General features: G+C 50.4%; 20 protein-coding genes. 1 reads left to right on the forward strand and 19 read right to left on the reverse strand.

Annotation, left to right across the window (positions count from 1 at the left end; translation table 11 throughout):
- Positions 1-56: 56 nt before the first annotated feature.
- The 16 genes from B2751_RS08255 to B2751_RS08330 all read right to left on the reverse strand — a co-directional run bounded on the left by B2751_RS08255 (position 57) and on the right by B2751_RS08330 (position 16,278).
- The gene (locus B2751_RS08255) at positions 57-1,346 is read right to left on the reverse strand and encodes a S1C family serine protease (protein WP_290774211.1); all 1,290 of its coding nucleotides are present in this window, start codon (positions 1,344-1,346) and stop codon (positions 57-59) included.
- 106 nt (positions 1,347-1,452) lie between these two features.
- Positions 1,453-2,244: an MBL fold metallo-hydrolase gene (locus B2751_RS08260; RefSeq protein WP_290753792.1), complete on the reverse strand. Its 792-nt coding sequence runs from the start codon at positions 2,242-2,244 to the stop codon at positions 1,453-1,455.
- A 10-nt stretch (positions 2,245-2,254) separates the two neighbouring features.
- The gene (locus tag B2751_RS08265; RefSeq protein ID WP_035411749.1) at positions 2,255-3,091 is read right to left on the reverse strand and encodes a two-component system regulatory protein YycI; all 837 of its coding nucleotides are present in this window, start codon (positions 3,089-3,091) and stop codon (positions 2,255-2,257) included.
- A gap of 6 nt (positions 3,092-3,097) precedes the next feature.
- Positions 3,098-4,414 (reverse strand): two-component system activity regulator YycH, encoded by a 1,317-nt coding sequence (gene yycH, locus B2751_RS08270; RefSeq protein WP_035411747.1) that lies wholly within the window; start codon positions 4,412-4,414, stop codon positions 3,098-3,100.
- Positions 4,411-6,261 (reverse strand): cell wall metabolism sensor histidine kinase WalK, encoded by a 1,851-nt coding sequence (gene walK / locus B2751_RS08275; protein WP_035411745.1) that lies wholly within the window; start codon positions 6,259-6,261, stop codon positions 4,411-4,413. The genes yycH and walK overlap by 4 nt, the downstream gene beginning before the upstream one ends.
- A gap of 2 nt (positions 6,262-6,263) precedes the next feature.
- Positions 6,264-6,971 (reverse strand): response regulator YycF, encoded by a 708-nt coding sequence (gene yycF / locus B2751_RS08280; RefSeq protein WP_023469844.1) that lies wholly within the window; start codon positions 6,969-6,971, stop codon positions 6,264-6,266.
- Between the two features lie 225 nt (positions 6,972-7,196).
- Positions 7,197-8,489: an adenylosuccinate synthase gene (locus B2751_RS08285; protein WP_056064628.1), complete on the reverse strand. Its 1,293-nt coding sequence runs from the start codon at positions 8,487-8,489 to the stop codon at positions 7,197-7,199.
- A gap of 212 nt (positions 8,490-8,701) precedes the next feature.
- Complete coding sequence (gene dnaB / locus B2751_RS08290) at positions 8,702-10,054, reverse strand: replicative DNA helicase (protein ID WP_023469846.1); 1,353 nt, start codon at positions 10,052-10,054, stop codon at positions 8,702-8,704.
- Positions 10,055-10,073: 19 nt separating this feature from the next.
- The gene (rplI, locus tag B2751_RS08295) at positions 10,074-10,517 is read right to left on the reverse strand and encodes a 50S ribosomal protein L9 (RefSeq protein WP_023469847.1); all 444 of its coding nucleotides are present in this window, start codon (positions 10,515-10,517) and stop codon (positions 10,074-10,076) included.
- Complete coding sequence (locus B2751_RS08300; protein ID WP_290774217.1) at positions 10,514-12,499, reverse strand: DHH family phosphoesterase; 1,986 nt, start codon at positions 12,497-12,499, stop codon at positions 10,514-10,516. Before B2751_RS08300 ends, rplI begins: the two co-directional genes overlap by 4 nt.
- Before the next feature lie 134 nt (positions 12,500-12,633).
- Positions 12,634-12,864: a 30S ribosomal protein S18 gene (rpsR, locus tag B2751_RS08305; RefSeq protein WP_023469849.1), complete on the reverse strand. Its 231-nt coding sequence runs from the start codon at positions 12,862-12,864 to the stop codon at positions 12,634-12,636.
- 44 nt (positions 12,865-12,908) lie between these two features.
- A complete protein-coding gene (gene ssb, locus B2751_RS08310; RefSeq protein ID WP_023469850.1) occupies positions 12,909-13,427 on the reverse strand; it encodes a single-stranded DNA-binding protein in 519 nt (172 codons plus the stop codon).
- A gap of 23 nt (positions 13,428-13,450) precedes the next feature.
- Positions 13,451-13,738, reverse strand: coding sequence for a 30S ribosomal protein S6 (gene rpsF / locus B2751_RS08315; RefSeq protein ID WP_035411738.1), 288 nt, complete (start codon positions 13,736-13,738; stop codon positions 13,451-13,453).
- A gap of 120 nt (positions 13,739-13,858) precedes the next feature.
- The gene (ychF, locus tag B2751_RS08320) at positions 13,859-14,959 is read right to left on the reverse strand and encodes a redox-regulated ATPase YchF (protein ID WP_035411737.1); all 1,101 of its coding nucleotides are present in this window, start codon (positions 14,957-14,959) and stop codon (positions 13,859-13,861) included.
- A gap of 229 nt (positions 14,960-15,188) precedes the next feature.
- Positions 15,189-15,377, reverse strand: a complete 189-nt coding sequence (locus B2751_RS08325) for a DUF951 domain-containing protein (RefSeq protein ID WP_023469853.1) — start codon at positions 15,375-15,377, stop codon at positions 15,189-15,191.
- The gene (locus tag B2751_RS08330) at positions 15,349-16,278 is read right to left on the reverse strand and encodes a mechanosensitive ion channel family protein (protein WP_290774220.1); all 930 of its coding nucleotides are present in this window, start codon (positions 16,276-16,278) and stop codon (positions 15,349-15,351) included. The genes B2751_RS08325 and B2751_RS08330 overlap by 29 nt, the downstream gene beginning before the upstream one ends.
- Before the next feature lie 182 nt (positions 16,279-16,460).
- Between B2751_RS08330 and yyaC the strand changes: the two genes are divergently transcribed.
- Positions 16,461-17,078 carry a spore protease YyaC gene (gene yyaC, locus B2751_RS08335; RefSeq protein ID WP_035412220.1) on the forward strand — a complete coding sequence of 206 codons (618 nt, stop codon included), beginning with the start codon at positions 16,461-16,463 and terminating at the stop codon, positions 17,076-17,078.
- Between the two features lie 37 nt (positions 17,079-17,115).
- Here the strand turns inward: yyaC and B2751_RS08340 are convergent, their stop codons facing one another.
- The 3 genes from B2751_RS08340 to rsmG all read right to left on the reverse strand — a co-directional run.
- Entirely contained in the window at positions 17,116-17,880 is a 765-nt protein-coding gene (locus B2751_RS08340; RefSeq protein WP_035411733.1) for a ParB/RepB/Spo0J family partition protein, read from the reverse strand.
- A 38-nt stretch (positions 17,881-17,918) separates the two neighbouring features.
- Positions 17,919-18,752: a nucleoid occlusion protein gene (noc, locus tag B2751_RS08345; protein ID WP_035411731.1), complete on the reverse strand. Its 834-nt coding sequence runs from the start codon at positions 18,750-18,752 to the stop codon at positions 17,919-17,921.
- 48 nt (positions 18,753-18,800) lie between these two features.
- Positions 18,801-19,367, reverse strand: a 567-nt coding sequence (rsmG, locus tag B2751_RS08350; RefSeq protein ID WP_290774225.1) for a 16S rRNA (guanine(527)-N(7))-methyltransferase RsmG, incomplete at its 5' end; no start/stop codon positions are given.

Below are 19,367 nucleotides of genomic sequence, written 5' to 3' on the forward strand. Positions count from 1 at the left end.
TCACTCAAAAAAACCATCCACAGGTCGGACCTGTGGATGGTTTTTCAAGTGATGCCTTACTGAACGGTTGGTGACTGAGCCGACAACTTCACATCTGCTGTCTGTTTTTCACCGCCTCGGTAGAACGTGACTTTGACTGTTTCACCGACTTTTGCATCCCGGTACAGTACACTTTTTAAATCGGCGAACGATGCAATTGCTTTTCCGTTGATCTCAACGATGATATCGTTTGCCTTCATTCCCGCTTTTTCGGCTCCGCTGTTACGTGTCAGACCGACGACGACGATTCCTTTCGTGACATCATCCGGTAATTTCAGACGATCTTCGCGATATCCGCTTGGGAATTCCTGCACGTCACGAATCTGAATCCCGAGCTGTGGACGAACGACTTCACCGTTTTGCTCGAGATCACGCATGATTGGTAACGCTTCGTTGATTGGAATCGCAAATCCGACTCCTTCGACACTTGCTTCCGCAATCTTCATCGAGTTGATCCCGATCAATTGACCGGCTGTATTGATGAGCGCTCCACCCGAGTTCCCCGGGTTGATCGCTGCATCGGTTTGGATGACTTCCGTATTAAAGTCTTGCTGTCCATCTTTGTTCGTATCAACTGGAACCGTCCGTTCCTGCGCACTGATGACACCGCGCGTGACGGAGTTCGCGAAGATTCCGAGTGGGTTTCCGATCGCAAGCACCGTTTCACCGGCACGTAACGTATCCGAATCCCCCAGTTTTGCGACTTGTGTCACTTTCGATGAATCAATCGACAGGACCGCTAAATCGTACGTCGGATCTTCGCCGAGGACTTTTGCCTCGAGTGCTGTTCCGTCGGATAACGTGACAGACAAGCGACTTGCCCCTTCAACTACATGATAGTTCGTGACGACGTAGGCTTTATTGCCGTCTTTTTTATAGATGACGCCGGACCCTGCACCCGTTTCCTGATCGGTTCCTTGAAACGAGCTCTGAAGGTTCGTTACGCTCACGACGGCTTCCTTCGTCTTACCGACCGCACCGACGATATCGGCTTCATCCTCGGTCGTCTGTGTCGCGGTCTGTTCCGTTGCCGTCGACGAAACCGGAGTCGGACTCGTCATCTCATCACGAACGAACGGCCACGCGATGAGGGCAATCAACAAGGCTCCGACGATTCCACCGATCAGACCGACGAAAAAGGCTTTTCCGGCACCGCGACGACGCGGCGGTTCTGGTTGTTCTTCATATGGTTCACGATAAGGGCTGACCGGTTCGCTCGTTGCCGGCTGACGGGGCGGGAAGCCGCTCTCATCGGATGACTGTTCGTATCGTTCGAATTCGTTCCGTGGTTCTTCCGGTCGATCCATCGACATACGCCTCCTTTATGACTCTCTTTACACAAGTATACCCCCATCACGTGGCAAGTGAGCCAAATGTGGGGGTCTTTTGAGCATATTCAGTAATTTCCCATAATCAAAGCTTCAGGAGCGGCGTCGGAATGACCGGATCCGTGTCGAGAAGCTGAATCTTACTCAGATCGACGTCACGGCTTGCGAGCGTCTGGGAGACACTCATCCGGGCGAGTTCCTTCATGTTGTTATCCTTGCTCAAATGGGCCATGTGGATCCGTTTCGTCCGGTCGTCAAGGACCTCGCTCATCGCGATCGCAGCGTCCTCGTTCGAGACGTGTCCGTAGTCGCCGAGGATCCGCCGCTTGACGCTCCACGGATAATGTCCCATCTGGAGCATACCGATATCGTGGTTCGCTTCGAAGATATAGGCATCGGCGCCCCGAATGACACCTTTCATCCGGTCCGAGACGTATCCGGTATCGGTGATGTGTGCCAATCGTTTTCCTTCATGCGCGAACTGGAAGAACATCGGATCCGCTGCATCGTGACTGACGTTGAACGATTCGACCTCGATGTCACCGAACTGCTTGACCTCTCCGACTTCCCAGAGGAACTTCAGCGCCGGATCGATCTTACCAATCTTCGCTTCCATCGCCGCCCATGTCTTTTCATTGGCATAGAGCGGGATGTTGTACTTGCGTGCCATGATGCCGACGCCTTTGATATGGTCGGAGTGCTCATGGGTGACGAACAGACCGTCGATACCCTGCGGCGACCGGTCGATCTGGTCGAACAAGGCGAGCATCGCCTTGCCGGTCAGTCCGGCGTCGACGAGCAAACGGGTCTGTTCACTTTCGATATAGAGGGCGTTCCCCGTCGAGCCACTGGCCATGACGCTGTAGTGTAGGCTCATCGTGCATTCCTCATTTCTCTGAGACTGTATCCAATCGTTCGACGGTCTGGACACCGCCGTCAATCGCATTGACGAAGTAGACTTCCTCGTTGTCGAGCTCGATTTGCCACGTCGGCGGCAGGATTTGAACGGATTCCGTGCCTTCCGTGACGAGACAGAAATATCCGAGCTTATGACTCGTCAACCGTTTCGATGCTGGGAACAAACCTTGCTCCGACAACTGGACGATCGCTTCACTTGCCGATAACAACGTCACATCCTGTGCTTGCCGGACGACCTTGTTCAAGTGGCGTTGCTTATAGCTGACGATTTCCTTCGCATCGTTGAGTTGCAAGACGAGCAGGGACGGTCCGATCATCGCATCGTCCTCACGCGACTGCTGTGGTGTCGAATAGAGCGGCTGTCCCTTATACGTCTGAACGAATGTCATCTCCTGATACTTACTATCATACTTCCAAAATGTATATTCGGCACCATACCGAACGGACGCTTGAACGAACGATGAAGCGGAATCCCGCATCGTCTTCGTTTCGAGTCGATACGGTTTCGTCAACCGGACCGACCACTCGACATCATTCTTGACGGAGGCGACTGCATCTTGAATCGGTGAACTCGCAAGTGGTGCCAGCGTCCGCGCATCGACTTCAGCCGTCAAATAACCAATGTCTCGCGTGACAGGTTGCAGTTTCTTCTCATCGATGTGACGATCCTTCAAGATCGACTTCCCGGTCGCACTCGTCGCGACGATCCGCGGCTCGACCATCCGGTCCATCAATTGAATGGCAAGGTAGACGTTCAGGATCAAAAAGGTCAGCATCAATAAGGTCTTCGCTTTACTCCAGTCCATTCGTCCTCACCCCTCATTCCCGACAGCTTGATTGATCGATTGCCAAACCCCATCGACCTTGATGAACCACGTCGGCTCAAAGACAGCGTAGCGGCTCGTTGAAATTTTATACGTCATCTCATATCCGACCCGGATCCCACTGATTTCTTTTAAGAGATCGGCGCGTCTTAGACGTTCAAGAACCGTTTCGACAGCCGGCACCGTCTCTTCCCGAAGGATCAACTTCCGCTTTGCTCGAAGCATGCTGCGGCTGAGCGACCGGACTTGATTTTCTTCATACATGATTTTCAGTGTCGCGAGATCGAACTTCGTCTGTTCGAGCAACGGACCGCTCTCCCCGAACACCGGATACCGGTTCAAGTACAACCGGAACGTCGCCGTCTGTTCCTCGCCCTTCTTACTCATCTGATCGAAGTAATAGCGGAAACCACTCCGTTGCGTCTCTTGATCCAGCCAGCCTCCATGAATGTTGACGTAGCTAACGAGCGTGCTGTAATCAACGGTCGAGCTTTGGGTGTTCGGCGATAACGTGTTGAAGCGATAGACATTGTAGTTTCGGTCGTACGTCGAGACGCTGACGCCATCCGTCAAGACGTCGAGATCATCGCGACTCTTGATTTGCTGGACGTTCGAATTTTCGGCAAAGAAGGCACTCCGGATGCGATCGAGTGGTTGCGGCGATTGCCCGACCTCGTCATAAACGAAGACTTGTTCCAGCCGTGTCGTACCACTCGCGACATACGTATAATCGCCCCCTTTGAGTTCGACGCGCGTCATCGGTTTTTTCTTATCGTACGCGAACAGTCGTTTCAGAACCGTCTCATCGCCGACGAGTTTAAAGTCCTTTAGGCGCCCCGTCGCCGACTCAAGACGGAGAATCGGACCATCGTAATCGAGGAGATAGAGCCGTTTGATCGGTTCTGAGAACGCGATCTGTTTTTCTCCGAGTAACTCCTCAAGCATCGTTGCGCTGATCGGTGTCGGAAAAATCATCTCGACGCTCCGCTCGCCGACCGGGATGTTCTTTGCTTTATCCGTCAGGACAAGGACCCCGATATTGAACGATGCACCGATCCGGTTGAGGAAGGTCCGCCCGATGATTTGCGTTTGGTACGTCCCTTCCTGATCCGAATAGACAAGTAATTCCGGATTAATCAGCTGGTTGCTTTCAATCGTCTTTGAGGCATCGATCTCGTTGAACGAGACTTGTTCCCGCTCGATCGATTCACTGCTTGGATGATAGGTCCAGAGCATCGCTGTCTGAGCGATCGAACCGGCGACGAGCAGGACGAGTAACAGCGAACTCCAGTGTTGTTTCTTCATCCGGCATCCACCTCTTCGATCACCTCATACGGAAGCGTGAAGTAAATCGTCGTACCGCGTCCCCATTCGCTTTCTGCCCAGATGTCGCCACCGTGAGCCGAAACGACGTCTTTCGCAATCGACAGACCAAGACCGGTTCCGCCGATTTTACGGGCACGGGCTTTATCGACACGATAGAAGCGTTCGAAGATTTTTTGGAGATTCGCTTTCGGGATTCCGACACCTTCATCCTTGATGCTGATGACGATCCGTTTTGCCCGGAGCATCGTCCGGACGGTTATTGTTCCGCCTTCCGGTGAGTATTTGATCGCGTTCGTCAGGATGTTATCTGCGACCTGAATCAATTTATCCTGATCCCCACGGATATAGACTTTCCGCTTCATGATCTTACGACGGAAACGAATCCGTTCCGGCTTCGTCATGTCATGGCGATCGAGAATCTCATTCAAGAACTGAATGTAATCGAAGCGGACCTTGTTCATCTTGTATTCCTTACTGTCCATCTTCGACAGCTGTAAAAGATCGGTGACGAGGCGGATCATCCGCTCCGTCTCATTTTGTGTCGTCTCAAGGAAACGCGGTGCGAGTTCCTCATCCTGATAGGCGCCTTCTGCCAAGGCTTCGAGGTAGCTGCGCATCGTCGTCAGTGGTGTCCGGAGCTCGTGACTGACGTTCGCGACGAATTCACGTCGATCCTGTTCGACCTGCTCCTGTTCCGTGACGTCATGTAGGACGACGATCATCCCGGTAATCGGTCCACTGTGTTTCTTGACGGGCGAGAAGAATGCCCGGACGAGGAACAGTTCGTCCTCACTACTGAAATCGAGCAGACGCGGTGGCATCGTGCCGTCTTCCGGAATCATGAAATCGTCACCGAGTGCCAGTAGGTCCTTCAAGTTCGTTCCGACGACGCTCGCATCGTCAGCGCCGACGATATCCTTCGCTTGATCATTCATCAAAATGACGCGCAGCGTCCGGTCCGTCGCAATCACGCCGTCGGTCATGTTCTCAAGGACACTCGTCAACTTCCGCCGTTCGGCTTCCGTCGTCGCGTTCGCTTCGAGCAGCTCATCCGTCAATTCATTGAACGAACGAGCGAGTTGCCCGATCTCATCATCCGAATAGACTTTAACCTTCCGCGAGAAGTTCCCGCGTCGCATCTCGATCGCTTGACGCCGCATATCCGAAATCGGACGCGTGATCGTCCGCGACAGCAAGACTCCGAGAATCGACGTGATGACGAGGGCGATGACTGTTCCGGTCGCCAAAATCCGCGTGACCTGTTGCATCTGCGAATAGATCGACTCCATCGAGGCACGGACATAAATCATCCCGGTCGTCACACCGTCTCGTTCCGAGGTGACGGGTACGGCAAAGATCCGGATCTTATCTTCTGATTCCGGATCGAGTACGGTGTCCGTCCGGGTCGAGCTCGTTGCCTGCGCTTTTTTAATCAGTGAATTCGTCGCCCGTTGACCGACCGCCGACTGGTTCTCGTCATCCGATGTCGCTTGGATGATCGAGTCCTGATCGATAATCTGGACTTCGAGGATGTCGTTCCTTGAGGTGGAGCCATTACTAAACTCAGACAGCAGTTGCCCTAATGATTGGGACAACTGCCGTTTGGAGGCTTCATCATCGCCTGTTTTATCGAATTCCTTCCCGACGTTATAGGCGACAAGACCTGCCCGGTCCTCGACCGACTTCGAGAAGTTCGTAATGTACTGCTTTTCAAGGGAACGAACGAAGTAGACACCAATGACCTGCATCGCCACTAAAATCAATAAGGCATAGATGACGACAAGCTTCCATTGGATGGATTTAAAGAAGTTCGTTCCTTTTAACATCGTTATTCATTCTCCCCGTCTTGGAGATAGTAGCCGACCCCACGACGCGTCATGATATAGACCGGCGTACTTGGGTTATCTTCGACTTTTTCACGAAGACGGCGCACTGTCACGTCGACTGTCCGGACGTCACCAAAGTAGTCATAGCCCCAGACCGTCTGCAACAAATGCTCACGCGTCATGACTTGACCAATGTTTTTCGCGAGGTAATGCAACAATTCGAACTCACGTTGCGTCAGCTCGATCTTTTGATCCTTACGCGTCACTGTATGTGAATTCGTATCGATATACAGTTCTCCGACTTTGAGTGGACCTGGTCCAACCGGTTGTGGTGTAGCTTCCGGACTCGTATTGCGCAAGTGGACTTTAACGCGGGCGAGTAACTCACGTGAGCTGAATGGCTTCGTCACGTAATCGTTCGCACCAAGCTCAAGACCAAGTACCGTATCAATTTCAGAATCCTTTGCTGTCAGCATGATGATTGGAATCTTCGACGTCTTCCGGACCTCCCGGCAGACCTCCATCCCGTCCATTAGTGGAAGCATGATATCAAGTAACATCAAATCCGGTTTGAACTCCTCGAATTTTTCTAATGCCTCCACGCCGTCGTTTGCGATCGCGACCTGGTAGCCTTCTTTTTCTAATTTAAACTTGAGTATATCTGCAATCGGTAACTCGTCATCGACGACTAGAATTTTACGTTCCGTCACTGGGTGTGCCCCCTTAAAAATTTCTATTCAATCTATTTTACCTGTTTTTTCGGCATATAGAAAGGTGGCGACGGAAACTCCCGGCGCCACTCGCTCTACTGTTCGTCGTCTCACGGGAGAGGTTCCACGTGAAACACTGTATTCAGTATACCTGTTTTTGCTTCCGTTTGTGAACCATTTCGCACAAAAAACAGCCTCTTGCAGGAAGCAAGAGGCTATTGAGACTTATGCTTCTTCGTAGAGATCACGCAAGACGACGGTCTGTTCACGACCCGGTCCGACCGAGAACGTGACGAGTGAGATGCCTGTCAGATCCGCGATCCGCTTGACGTAGTTCTGTGCGTTCAATGGTAGATCTTCAAAGCGACGGACCCCTGTGATGTCCTCTTTCCAGCCTGGAAGCTCTTCGTAAACTGGGACACATGCTTCAAGATCACGGAAGCTTGCTGGGTACTCATCGATCTGTTTACCATTGAATTCGTACGATGTACAGATCTTCAACGTTTCGAGTCCTGTCAGAACGTCGATCGAGTTGAGCGAAAGATCCGTCAACCCACTTGTACGGCGCGAGTGGCGAACGACGACAGAGTCGAACCAACCAACACGACGCGGACGTCCTGTCGTCGTCCCGTATTCACGACCGACTTCACGGATTTGATGACCGATGTCATCGAACAATTCCGTTGGGAACGGACCGTCACCGACACGTGACGTGTACGCTTTACAAACACCAACGACGTGATCGATCCGAGCTGGACCGACACCGACACCTGATGCGACACCACCGGCAGATGCGTTCGATGATGTAACGAACGGATACGTTCCGTGGTCAAGGTCGAGTAAGACACCTTGTGCGCCTTCGAATAACACTTTTTCACCGTGATCAAGGCTATCGTTGACGACGACGGATGTATCACAGACATATTTCGCGAACTCTTGTCCATATGCATAGTACTCTTCGAAGATATCGTCGAACGCGATTGGTTCAGCGTCATACATCTTCGTGAACATGCGGTTCTTTTGGTCGAGAACGATCTTTAACTTCTCAGCAAACGTTTCTTTGTCGAGTAAATCTGCCATCCGGATACCGATTCGTGCAGCTTTATCCATGTAGCACGGTCCGATCCCTTTTAGCGTCGTTCCGACTTTTGCGTCGCCCTTCGCTTCTTCTTCTAACTGATCCTGCAACTGATGATACGGCAAGATGACATGCGCCCGATTCGAAATTAACAAGTTATCCGTTGAAACACCACGATCGTGCAGATACTTCAATTCCTTGACGAGTGATTTCGGGTTGACGACAAGACCGTTCCCGATGACACATTTCTTATCCGAGTAAAAAATACCTGATGGGATCAAGTGCAATTTGTACGTCTCGTTATTGAATACGATCGTATGTCCTGCATTGTCTCCACCTTGATAACGTGCTACGACGTCAGCTTGTTTTGAAAGAAAATCGGTGATTTTCCCTTTTCCTTCGTCGCCCCACTGTGTTCCGACTACTACTACTGATGACATCTTATCATCCACCTCCACGTACGATTCAAAACCACGACTAAGTGTAACGCGATAAAAAAAAGAAGTCAACCAAATACCGAACAATTAATTGTTACAATTCTCTTTCGTTCGTTTAATTATTGTTTTTAGTGAATAAACTGAGAATCTTTAGATGAAAATAAAAAAAAGCTACGTTTTGCCTCCGATTCATCGAGGGCAAGACGCAGCTTGGATTAAGCAGGTGGCGCGTACGAGTTGCTTGGCTCGAGATCCACGAACTTGTTGAATTCTTTTCGGAAGGCGAGCTTGACGGTACCGGTTGGACCATTCCGCTGTTTCGCGATGATGATCTCAATCGTATTCGCATCTTCCGTTTCTTTATTGTAGTAATCATCACGGTACAAGAAGGCGACGATATCGGCATCTTGCTCGATCGCTCCCGATTCCCGGATATCCGACATCATCGGTCGCTTATCTTGACGACTCTCCACCCCACGCGAGAGCTGCGATAAGGCGATGACGGGGACTTCAAGTTCACGCGCGAGTGATTTCAAGGAACGGGAAATTTCCGAAACCTCTTGTTGACGGTTGTCGCTAGAGCGACCATTCCCTTGAATCAACTGCAAGTAATCGATCATGATCATCCCAAGACCATGCTCCTGCTTCAAACGACGGCATTTCGCCCGGATATCATTGACCCGAATACCTGGTGTATCGTCGATGTAGATACCGGCTTGAGACAAGTTACTCATCGCAAGCGATAACTTCCCCCAGTCCTCTTCTTCGAGTTGACCGGTCCGCAGACGCTGCGCGTCGACGTTTCCTTCGGCACAGAGCATCCGCATGACGAGCTGTTCGGCACCCATCTCAAGACTGAAGATGGCGACGTTCTCGTCAGCACGTGTTGCGACGTTTTGCGAGATGTTCAAGGCGAACGCGGTCTTCCCGACCGACGGACGTGCTGCGACGATGATTAAATCGTTGCGCTGGAAGCCGGCCGTCATCTTATCGAGATCTTGGAAACCGGTCGGAATCCCCGTCGTCTCGCCGCTCTGCTTATGCAATTTATCAATTGTTGCATAGGCACTCGTCAAGACGTCCGAGATCGGGATGAAGCTCGCGCTTCCTTTTCCTTGTGATACTTCGAGAATCTTCCGTTCTGCCTCATTCAGCAGGACATCGACCTCATTTTGCCGTTCGTATCCATCAGTGACGATCTCGCCTGCCGTCCGAATGAGACGCCGGAGCGTCGACTTCTGGTCAACGACGTTGACGTAATAATTGATGTTGGCTGCAGTTGGTACCCCTTCTGCCAGTTCCGCTAGATAGGGTAGACCACCAATCTCATCTAGAATCCCGAGCGTACTGAGCTCGGCTGTCACCGTAACGAGGTCGATCGCTTCGCCTCGGTCGGACAGCACGAGCATCGCTTCAAAGATCCGTTGGTGAGAGGCACGGTAAAAGTCCTGCGGTAACAGACGTTCCGATGCACTGATCAAACGATCCGCATCAATCATGATCGCCCCTAGGACGGCTTGTTCTGCCTCGATGCTTTGGGGAGGCATATTTTGCATGACTTCACTCATCACCGGTCCCCTTTTCTACTCACGCCTCTTTGACCTGAACGTTCAGTGTCGCTGTCACTTCGTTGTGTAACTTCAATGGTACCTTCGTAAAGCCAAGTGCCTTGATCGGGTGCTCGAGCTCGATTTTGCGTTTATCGATCTTGTAACCCATGCTTTTAAGTGCTTCTGCAATCTGTTTACTTGTGACTGATCCGAAGACACGACCGCCTTCACCGGCTTTCGTCGAGACGACGATCGTCTCTTTTTCGATTTTTTCTTTTAACGCTTGCGCGTCAAGCAAGTTCTGTTTCGCTTCTTCTGCTGCTTTACGTTCGTGTGCTTCATGTTGCTTCAAGTTGCCAGTCGTCGCAGGGCGCGCCAACTTTTTCTTGAAGAGTACGTTATTTGCATAAGCATCGGCCACGTCTTTGACGTCTCCTGCTTTCCCTTGTCCTTTTACATCCTGTAAGAAAATAACCTTCATTCTGATTCCTCTCCTTTTGTTTCATCTTCTAAATATTGATCGATTGCTTTACGCAACGCATCCGCCACGGTGACGACTGATTCTGACATCTGTGTCGCCGCGTTCGTCAAGTGACCGCCGCCACCGAGCGTCTCCATGATCAACTGAACGTTGACATCCCCAAGCGAACGGGCGCTAATCGCCGTTCGTCCGTCTTGAAGTTCCGCGATGACGAAAGCGGCGCGAATGCCTCGAAGCGATAACAATTGATCGGCTGCTTGCGCAATCAAGACTTGATCGTGAATGACGCCTGGCTCTGCTGTCGCAATCGCCATCCCTTCCGTATAGACTTCGGATCGCTCGAGGATATGTGACTGCTCGACGTACGTCTCAAGATCCTGACTGAGAAACTCTTGTACGAGCACTGTATCAGCACCTTGTGAGCGTAAATAGGATGCAGCATCGAACGTCCGAGAACCGGTCCGCAGGGCAAAGCCTTTTGTATCAACGATGATCCCAGCGAGTAACGCCGTCGCTTCAAGCATCGCCAGTTTCTGATTCGTCGGTTGGTACTCGATCAGCTCGGTGACGAGCTCTGATGTCGAAGAAGCATACGGCTCAAGATACACGAGAACCGCATCTTCGATGAAATCTTCGCCCCGACGATGATGATCAATCACGACCATATGCTCGAATCGGTCAAGTAATGCCGGTACGACGACAAGTGACGGTTTGTGTGTATCGACGACGACGAGTAACGTCTGATCGTCGATCAATTGATCAGCTTGAAACGCATTGACGAATCGTGTCTCGAGTTGTGGTACTTCGGCAAGCTCATCCATCATCCGGCGAATCCCGCGTCCGATTTCTTCCGGTGGTAAGACGATATGTGCTTCCTTATCGTTCATTTCCGCAAGCTTCAAAATGCCAATTGCTGATCCGAGTGCATCCATGTCTGGATTTTTGTGACCCATGATCAGGACACGGCTCGATTCCTGCATTAAGTCACGAAGCGAGTTAGCGATGACCCGGGCCCGGACGCGCGTCCGTTTTTCCGTCGGATTCGTCTTGCCGCCGTAAAAGCGGACCTTCCCGTCCCGCTTGATGACGACTTGGTCGCCTCCTCGTCCCAGCGCAAGATCGAGACTCGACTGAGCCATCTGACCAAGCGCCGGAATCGGGTCACTTCCGCAACCAATTCCGATGGATAACGTCAACTGGACGCCGCGTTGACTCGTCTCTTCCCGAACCGTATCCAGAATCGTAAACTTCGATCGTTCGAGAATCCGTAGATTCTCTTCTGTCGTAACGATGAAATACCGATCGGACGCGGTCCGCTTGATATACGTCCCGTGTTCCGCTGCCCAGTGATTCAACAACTGCGTGACCCGGCTGTTCAGTTCACTGCGTAACTGATCCTCGATGCCTTGTGTCATCTCATCGTAGTTATCGAGATAGATGACACCGATGACCGTCTGATTATCGACGAGTTGTTGTTCAACTTGTGCTTCTTCCGTCATATCGAACAGGTAAAAGGTCCGGTTCTCATGATTCGAAAAGACACGATACACGGCATCGCCGATTTCAAGCGTCGCTTGATCCTCATTCGTCGCGACCATTTCGATGAATAAGGGATCGAGCTCATTGAGCGTCTGTCCCATTGCTACATCATCAAAGATATCCCGCATCGGATCATTGAACCAGGTGACAAGCGTTTCCTCATCGTATAACAAAATCCCGATTGGCATGTTCGTCAACGCATCTTGTCCCGTCTCCTCGACTTGCATCGAGATTCCGGCGACGTACGTCTCCCATGCCCTGCGTGCACGACGTTCTTCAAATAGGTGCAATCCGAAGAGGAGGGCAGTCACGACGGCTCCGATGGCAGAGATGACCGGTTCGCGGACAGCGACGACGAGAAGCAGACCGACGATTAATAGATACGGAATGAAGCGAACGATACGTCGTTCGCGTTCCGGTGATACTTGTTGACCTGACTCCATCGTGTCCTCCTTATATGCTCTATAGGGTTAATTAAAATTTTTAGTAACTTGTTTATTATAACCGAAAAGCAGGAGGGGATGAAAGAGAAGCGAAAAAAAGCACCACCCTCACGCTTGAGGATGGTGCTACGAAATCAGTCAGCCACGTATGGAATTAAAGCCATTTGACGTGCGCGTTTGATTGCGATTGTAAGTGGACGTTGGTATTTCGCTGAAGTACCAGTCACACGACGTGGAAGAATCTTACCGCGTTCCGAAATGAAACGTTTGAGAAGTTCTACGTCTTTATAATCGATATGAGTGATGTGGTTCGACGTGAAGTAACATACTTTACGACGACGTTTTCCACCTGGACGACGTGCCATGTGATTAACCTCCTTTTTAACTTGGATTTTTCAGGACGATTTCCTTAGAACGGGAGATCGTCGTCTGAAAGGTCGATTGAACTACCGCCGCTGAACGGATCAGCGCCGAAGCCCGAATTCGATGAAGCGGGTGCTGGCGAGGAAGAGTTGTTCTGCTGTTGCTGTGAACCCCATCCTGCAGCATTCCCGTTTCCACCAGTTGATGAAGCGTAGCCTTCGCTACCATCCGAAGAACGGCTCGCGTTACGTGACTCAAGGAAGCGGACGCTATCAGCGACGACTTCCGCACGGTAACGGCGTTGCCCTTCTTTATCGTCGTAGCTGCTAATCTGGAGGCGACCCTCTACACCAGCAAGACTACCTTTCTTCAAATACTGAGCAACGTTCTCTGCTTGCTTGCGCCAAACGACGCAATCGATGAAATCAGCTTCTCGCTTCCCATCTTGCCCTGTGAAAGGACGGTCACATGCGAGTGTGAATCGCGTTACCGCAATCCCGCTCTGCGTATAACGCATTTCCGGGTCACGAGTTAACCGACCGACTAAAACGACGCGGTTAATCATCAGAATCACTCTCCTGTTTCAGCTTATTTCTCGTCTTTTGTGATCATTAAGCGAACGATATCGTCACTGATCTTCATGAGACGGTCAAGTTCTTTTGTAGCTGCTGGTTCAGCAGTCACGTTAAGAAGAACGTAGAACCCTTCACGCATATCATTGATTTCGTAAGCGAAACGACGTTTACCCATTTCAGTTGTTTTATCAACTGTACCACCGTTATCAGTGAGGACTTTGTTAAAACGCTCCACTGTTGCTTTGCGTGTTTCCTCATCAAGTTCCGGACGGATGATGTAAAGTACTTCGTATTTACGCATATCTGTCACCTCCTCTTGGACTGGCGGCTCGAATGTTCGAGCAAGGAGCAATAATTCATTACTCACATTCGTTAATACTACCAAAGTATTTTGCTTTATGCAATAACGATTCGTTTTCGATTAGACGTTGAAGCGGAATGTGACGACATCGCCGTCTTGGAAGACATATTCCTTACCTTCTGAACGGTAACGACCTTGTTCCTTGACTGTCGCCATGTTACCTGCAGCTGCTAGATCTTCGTACGAAACGACTTCTGCACGGATGAATCCGCGTTCGAAGTCCGAGTGGATGACACCCGCACATTGTGGAGCTTTCATGCCTTTTTTAAACGTCCAAGCGCGTACTTCTTTTTCACCTGCTGTGAAGTATGTCGCAAGACCAAGCGTGCTGTACGCCGCATGGATCAATTGATCAAGACCCGACTCTTCGATTCCGAGATCGACGAGGAACTCTTGACGCTCTTCCGGCTCAAGCTCTGCAATTTCTTCTTCGATCCGAGCACAGATGACGATGACTTCTGCGCCTTCTTTTGCTGCGAATTCACGGACGAGACGCACGTTCTCATTGCTGTCTGCATCTGCGACTTCATCTTCGCCGACATTCGCGACGTAAAGCATCGGTTTCATCGTCAACAATTGGAAGTGTTTGACGAGTGCTGCTTGATCTTCATTCAATTCAGCGAGACGTGCTGGTTTCTCATCTTCGAGCAACGCTTGCACGATTTCAAGTGCTTCAAGCTCAGCCGCTGCGTTTTTATCGCGCGACTTGACTTGTTTTTGGACACGCTGAATCCGTTTTTCGACCTGCTCAAGATCTGCGAGGATCAATTCGAGGTTGATCGTCTCGATATCATCGATCGGTGAGACTTTTCCGGCCACGTGTGTGATGTTTTCATCTACGAAACAACGCACGACCTGACAGATCGCATCTACTTCACGAATGTTCGCGAGGAATTTATTTCCGAGCCCTTCCCCTTTAGACGCACCTTTTACGATACCGGCGATATCCGTGAATTCGAATGCTGTCGGGATCGTCTTTTTCGGGTTGACGAGTTCTGTCAATTTCCGAAGACGTGCATCTGGTACTTCAACGACACCGACGTTCGGGTCGATCGTTGCGAACGGATAGTTCGCTGCCTCGACACCTGCTTGTGTGATGGCGTTAAAAAGTGTTGATTTTCCTACGTTTGGTAAGCCAACGATTCCTGCTGTTAATCCCACTTGGAATTCCTCCTTTTCGGTATTTCCTAGGAAATCCGTGCTAGCGGCCGCAGTGGGTAGAATGATTACACCACGTCAGCACATCTTTCACAATTATAGATAGTTCATTTTTTTTAAGCAAGGAGCTCGACCGTCTTTTTTAATCATGCTCTAATCGAACACAATCACTTCGCTTATGAAAGACAACGAAAAAGCGGATGTGATCACGAGAATCACATCCGCTTTTTCGTCACTCTGGTAAGACTTTTTTCAATCGTTTATCAAAATCACGACGTGGCATTAAAATGCTCGCCCCGCAACCTTGGCATTTGATTCGGATATCCATGCCGACCCGAATGATCTGCCATCGGTTCGTTCCACATGGATGCTGCTTCTTCATCTCAACATAATCATGGAGTTGATACGTTTTTGGAATCATCCGTCTGTCCACCATTCTTTTGTTCTGGATTCATCATGACCATCCGTGGATACGGGATCTTGATGTTTTCTTCTTCGAGTCCTTGCTTCAATTCCTTCCGGATCAGACGACCAGCTTGGAAATGTTGCATCGGTGGTACTTCTGCCATCAAACGATAGACGACTTCTGAAGGACCAAGTGTCTGAACACCGAGCATCTGAATCGGCTCGACGAACATATCGACATACTTCTTCGTCGTCCGGTCTGCAATCTCACGCAAAACTTGTTCGACGCGTTCAAGATCCTCATCATAGGAGACTTGGACATCGACGAGTGCGAAACTGTTGTCGACCGAATAGTTCGTGACTTGCAAAATCTGACCGTTCGGGATGATGTGGATTTCCCCGTTGAGTCCTTTGAGTTTTGTCGTCCGGATACCAAGTTCCGTCACGACGCCTTCGATTACACCGACGCGTACATAATCTCCGACTTTAAACTGACGTTCGAAGATGATGAACGCTCCGGTAATGATATCTTGCACCAAGTTCTTCGCACCAAACGAAATCGCGAGACCAGCGATTCCGGCACTGGCGACGAGACCGGTGATGTTGATTCCGAACTGACTAAGCACTGTCAACAACATGATGATTCCAAGTACGTAACGAATCGCATTTTGGAGCAACTTCAACAGCGTCTCGTTCTGTCGTTGCGCCAAGTAGTCCTGTTCATTGATTTTCCTGATCGTAAAGAGACGTGAGACTGCCCCAGTCAAAACGCGCGTCAACACATAGAACGCCGCGATGATGATGAGCGCAATCAGTAGTTTCATCCCAAAACGAATCCACATATCCGCATCCATTACTTGGTTGATCAATTTATCGACTTGGGCGACGGATTCTTGTACATCTTGATTGGTAGCCATTCTCTCATCCTTTCTTATTCTCTCTATTACGACAGTATACGTGATTTTAATCGAGTTTCAACCAAAGAGCCGATTTTGACGTTAGATTTCTGGAAAAACCGGGAAAGGAAAATCATCTAAGAACCCTTCACTCTTGCCAATCCACCACGACACCGACATCAAGAGAAGAAAGGATGATTTCGATGAACTTCCGCTTTCATTCGCACGAGCCCAAGCCCTATTCTTTCTTTTTAGAATATACGGAACCGTTCGCGAAAGAACGCTTAGCTGAACAATTATTCGAACAAGTCTCTGCCGTCCAAGAAAAACGTCCGATCGTACTCGTCTGCATTGGTTCTGATCGTTCGACAGGTGACTCACTCGGTCCACTCGTTGGGACATTCCTCGAGAAACAAGCGCCTGCTCATCTTCACGTCTACGGTACACTCGCTAAACCCGTCCATGCACTGAATCTCGCAGAAACCATTCACTCGATACAAACGACCCATTACCGTCCACTCGTCATCGCGATCGATGCGTGTCTCGGTCGCCTTTCAAGTGTCGGACATGTCTTTTTCTCGGAAGGTCCACTCGCACCCGGCGCCGGCGTCCAAAAAGAATTGCCTGCGGTCGGTGACTTCAACATTAAGGCTGTCGTCAACGTCAGTGGATTCATGGAGATGATGATTCTCCAGAACACACGGTTACACCTTGTTTATGAACTAGCGGAACTCGTCGCGAACAGCTTCCACTTACTTGATGCGAAACTCTCCGCTGAATCCACACGGACGACGATTTCTTTCACGCCGCGTTCAATGTAAGCAAAAAGAAGCGAACCGTCGCCCGGATCGCTTCTTTTTAGTGATCCGATTCAGGTAACAACAAGTCGAGCAACCGATTGAGGTCATCTTCGTCTATAAAATCGATCTCGAGTTTCCCTGCTTGTTTTCCTTGTTTAATCCGAACGGTCGCCCCGTATTTTTCGCGAAGTGATTCCTCGACGAATTGAACAGCGGTCGCTTGTTGCGGACGGGCGGCTTCCTTACGTTCCCGAAGCGCCTGCTCTAACCGACGGACGTTCCAGTTCTCCGCCATGACCCGTTCTGCCATCTGTTCGATCTTCTTTGGATGTTTCAGCGACAGGAGCGCGCGGGCATGTCCCATTGACAACCGTTCGTCCATGACCGCTTGTTGAACGAGCAATGGCAACTGTAACAGTCGAAGGCTGTTCGTAATGTGCGAACGACTTTTCCCGACACGCTGTGCAAGCTCTGCTTGCGTAATGCCGAATTCCTCGATCATCTCCGCATATGCCATCGCTTCTTCAATTGCAGATAAGTCTGCTCGTTGGATGTTTTCGATCAAGGCGAGCTCCATGACGCGTGTCTCGTCTGCTTCAATCACAAGGACCGGTACACGTTCGAATCCTGCGCGACTCGCCGCCTGATAGCGCCGTTCACCGGCGATGATTTCGTAATAGCCATCTCGTGGTCGGACGACGATCGGTTGGATCATCCCGTGACGAACGAGCGATTGGGCTAACTCTTCTAATGCTTTTTCATTGAATCGTTTCCGAGGTTGAGTCGGATTCGGGCGAATCGCCCGAACAGGTAATTCATTCACGTGCTTTCTCTCCTAAACGTAGCGGAAGGCACGACCGCTTATTCCGGACGTGCCTTCACGATGCGAATTCGCACCTCTACATATTCTTCGCAATCGACTTCTTCTTTTTCGATCGTCAATCCAGTCTGCTCGATCATATCGACGGAATCCCGCAAGGTGTTTAACGCGATTCGTGTATCTCGTGCAAAGCTTTTATGACGTTTTTTCTTCGGTGGCTGTGGTGTCATCAATCGTTCCACCCGGCGCTCCGTCTCCTTGACGTTCCATTCCCGTTCCAGAATTTCAGCGAGTACCGTTACTTGTAACGCTTCATCCTTAAGCGGCAATAACGCTCGGGCGTGACGTTCCGTGATTGTCCGTTGCTTCAATGCTTCCCGGACATCCATTGGTAATCGGAGCAAACGTAATTTGTTGGCAATCGTCGACTGACTACGTCCGAGCTTACGGGCTAACACTTCTTGCGTGATGTCTTGTAATGCAAGCAAACGCTCATAAGCTTCCGCTTCTTCGATTGGTGTCAAGTCTTCGCGTTGCAGATTTTCAATCAATGCCAGGGAAGCAGTCGTCTCGTCCGTCATCTCTTTGACGATGGCAGGAATCGTTTCCCAGCCAAGCGAGCGCACTGCTCGGTACCGTCGTTCTCCGGCAATGATTTCGTACCCTGTTCCTTGTTTTCGAACGACGATCGGCTGGAGTAACCCGTGCTCTTCGATCGTAACCGCTAGTTCTTCAATTCGGTCCCCGTCAAACACAGTCCGTGGTTGGAACTGATTCGCGACAAGTTCTGTCAATGGTAATTCCTGAACCGTCTCTTGGGGGTCAAGCTCGATCGTAGCAGGTTTACCGAGCAGTTTGGCAATTGCATTTCTCACGTTGGCGCACCTCACCTTTATCAGTCACCGTTTCACGTGAAACGGTGTTTAGCTTAATGGATCTTTCGCAGGCGTTCCCGCTTTACGCGGATATTTCCCGGGTGTTGTTCGTTTTTTATCTACAATAACGATATTACGCTCACTTTCCTCGCCTGGCAATTGGAACTGGAAACTTTCCCGTAAATTCCCACCGAGTACTTTCAAGGCAATCGCACCATCCTCAAGCTCTTCACTGACTTTCGCCGCCTTCAAGGCAACGAATTGTCCTCCGACTTTCGCAAGTGGTAGGCAATATTCCGCGAGAACGGACATCCGGGCAACCGCACGTGCGGTCACGACGTCAAATCGTTCGCGGAATTGTTTATTTTTACCGAACTCTTCTGCGCGTCCATGATGGAACGCGACACCTTCGAGTCCAAGTTCCGTCGCTAAATGATTCAGGAAGCCGATTCGTTTGTTCAGTGAATCGACGATCGTCACTTGAAGGTGCGGGAACATGATTTTGATCGGCAGACTCGGGAACCCGGCACCTGCTCCGACATCACAAACCGTCGTGACTGTCGTGAAATCAAAATAGAACGCTGCTGTGATCGAGTCATAGAAGTGCTTTAAATA

Origin of the sequence: Exiguobacterium sp. UBA6282, from assembly GCF_002440475.1 — a bacterium.
Lineage (GTDB): Bacteria > Bacillota > Bacilli > Exiguobacteriales > Exiguobacteriaceae > Exiguobacterium_A.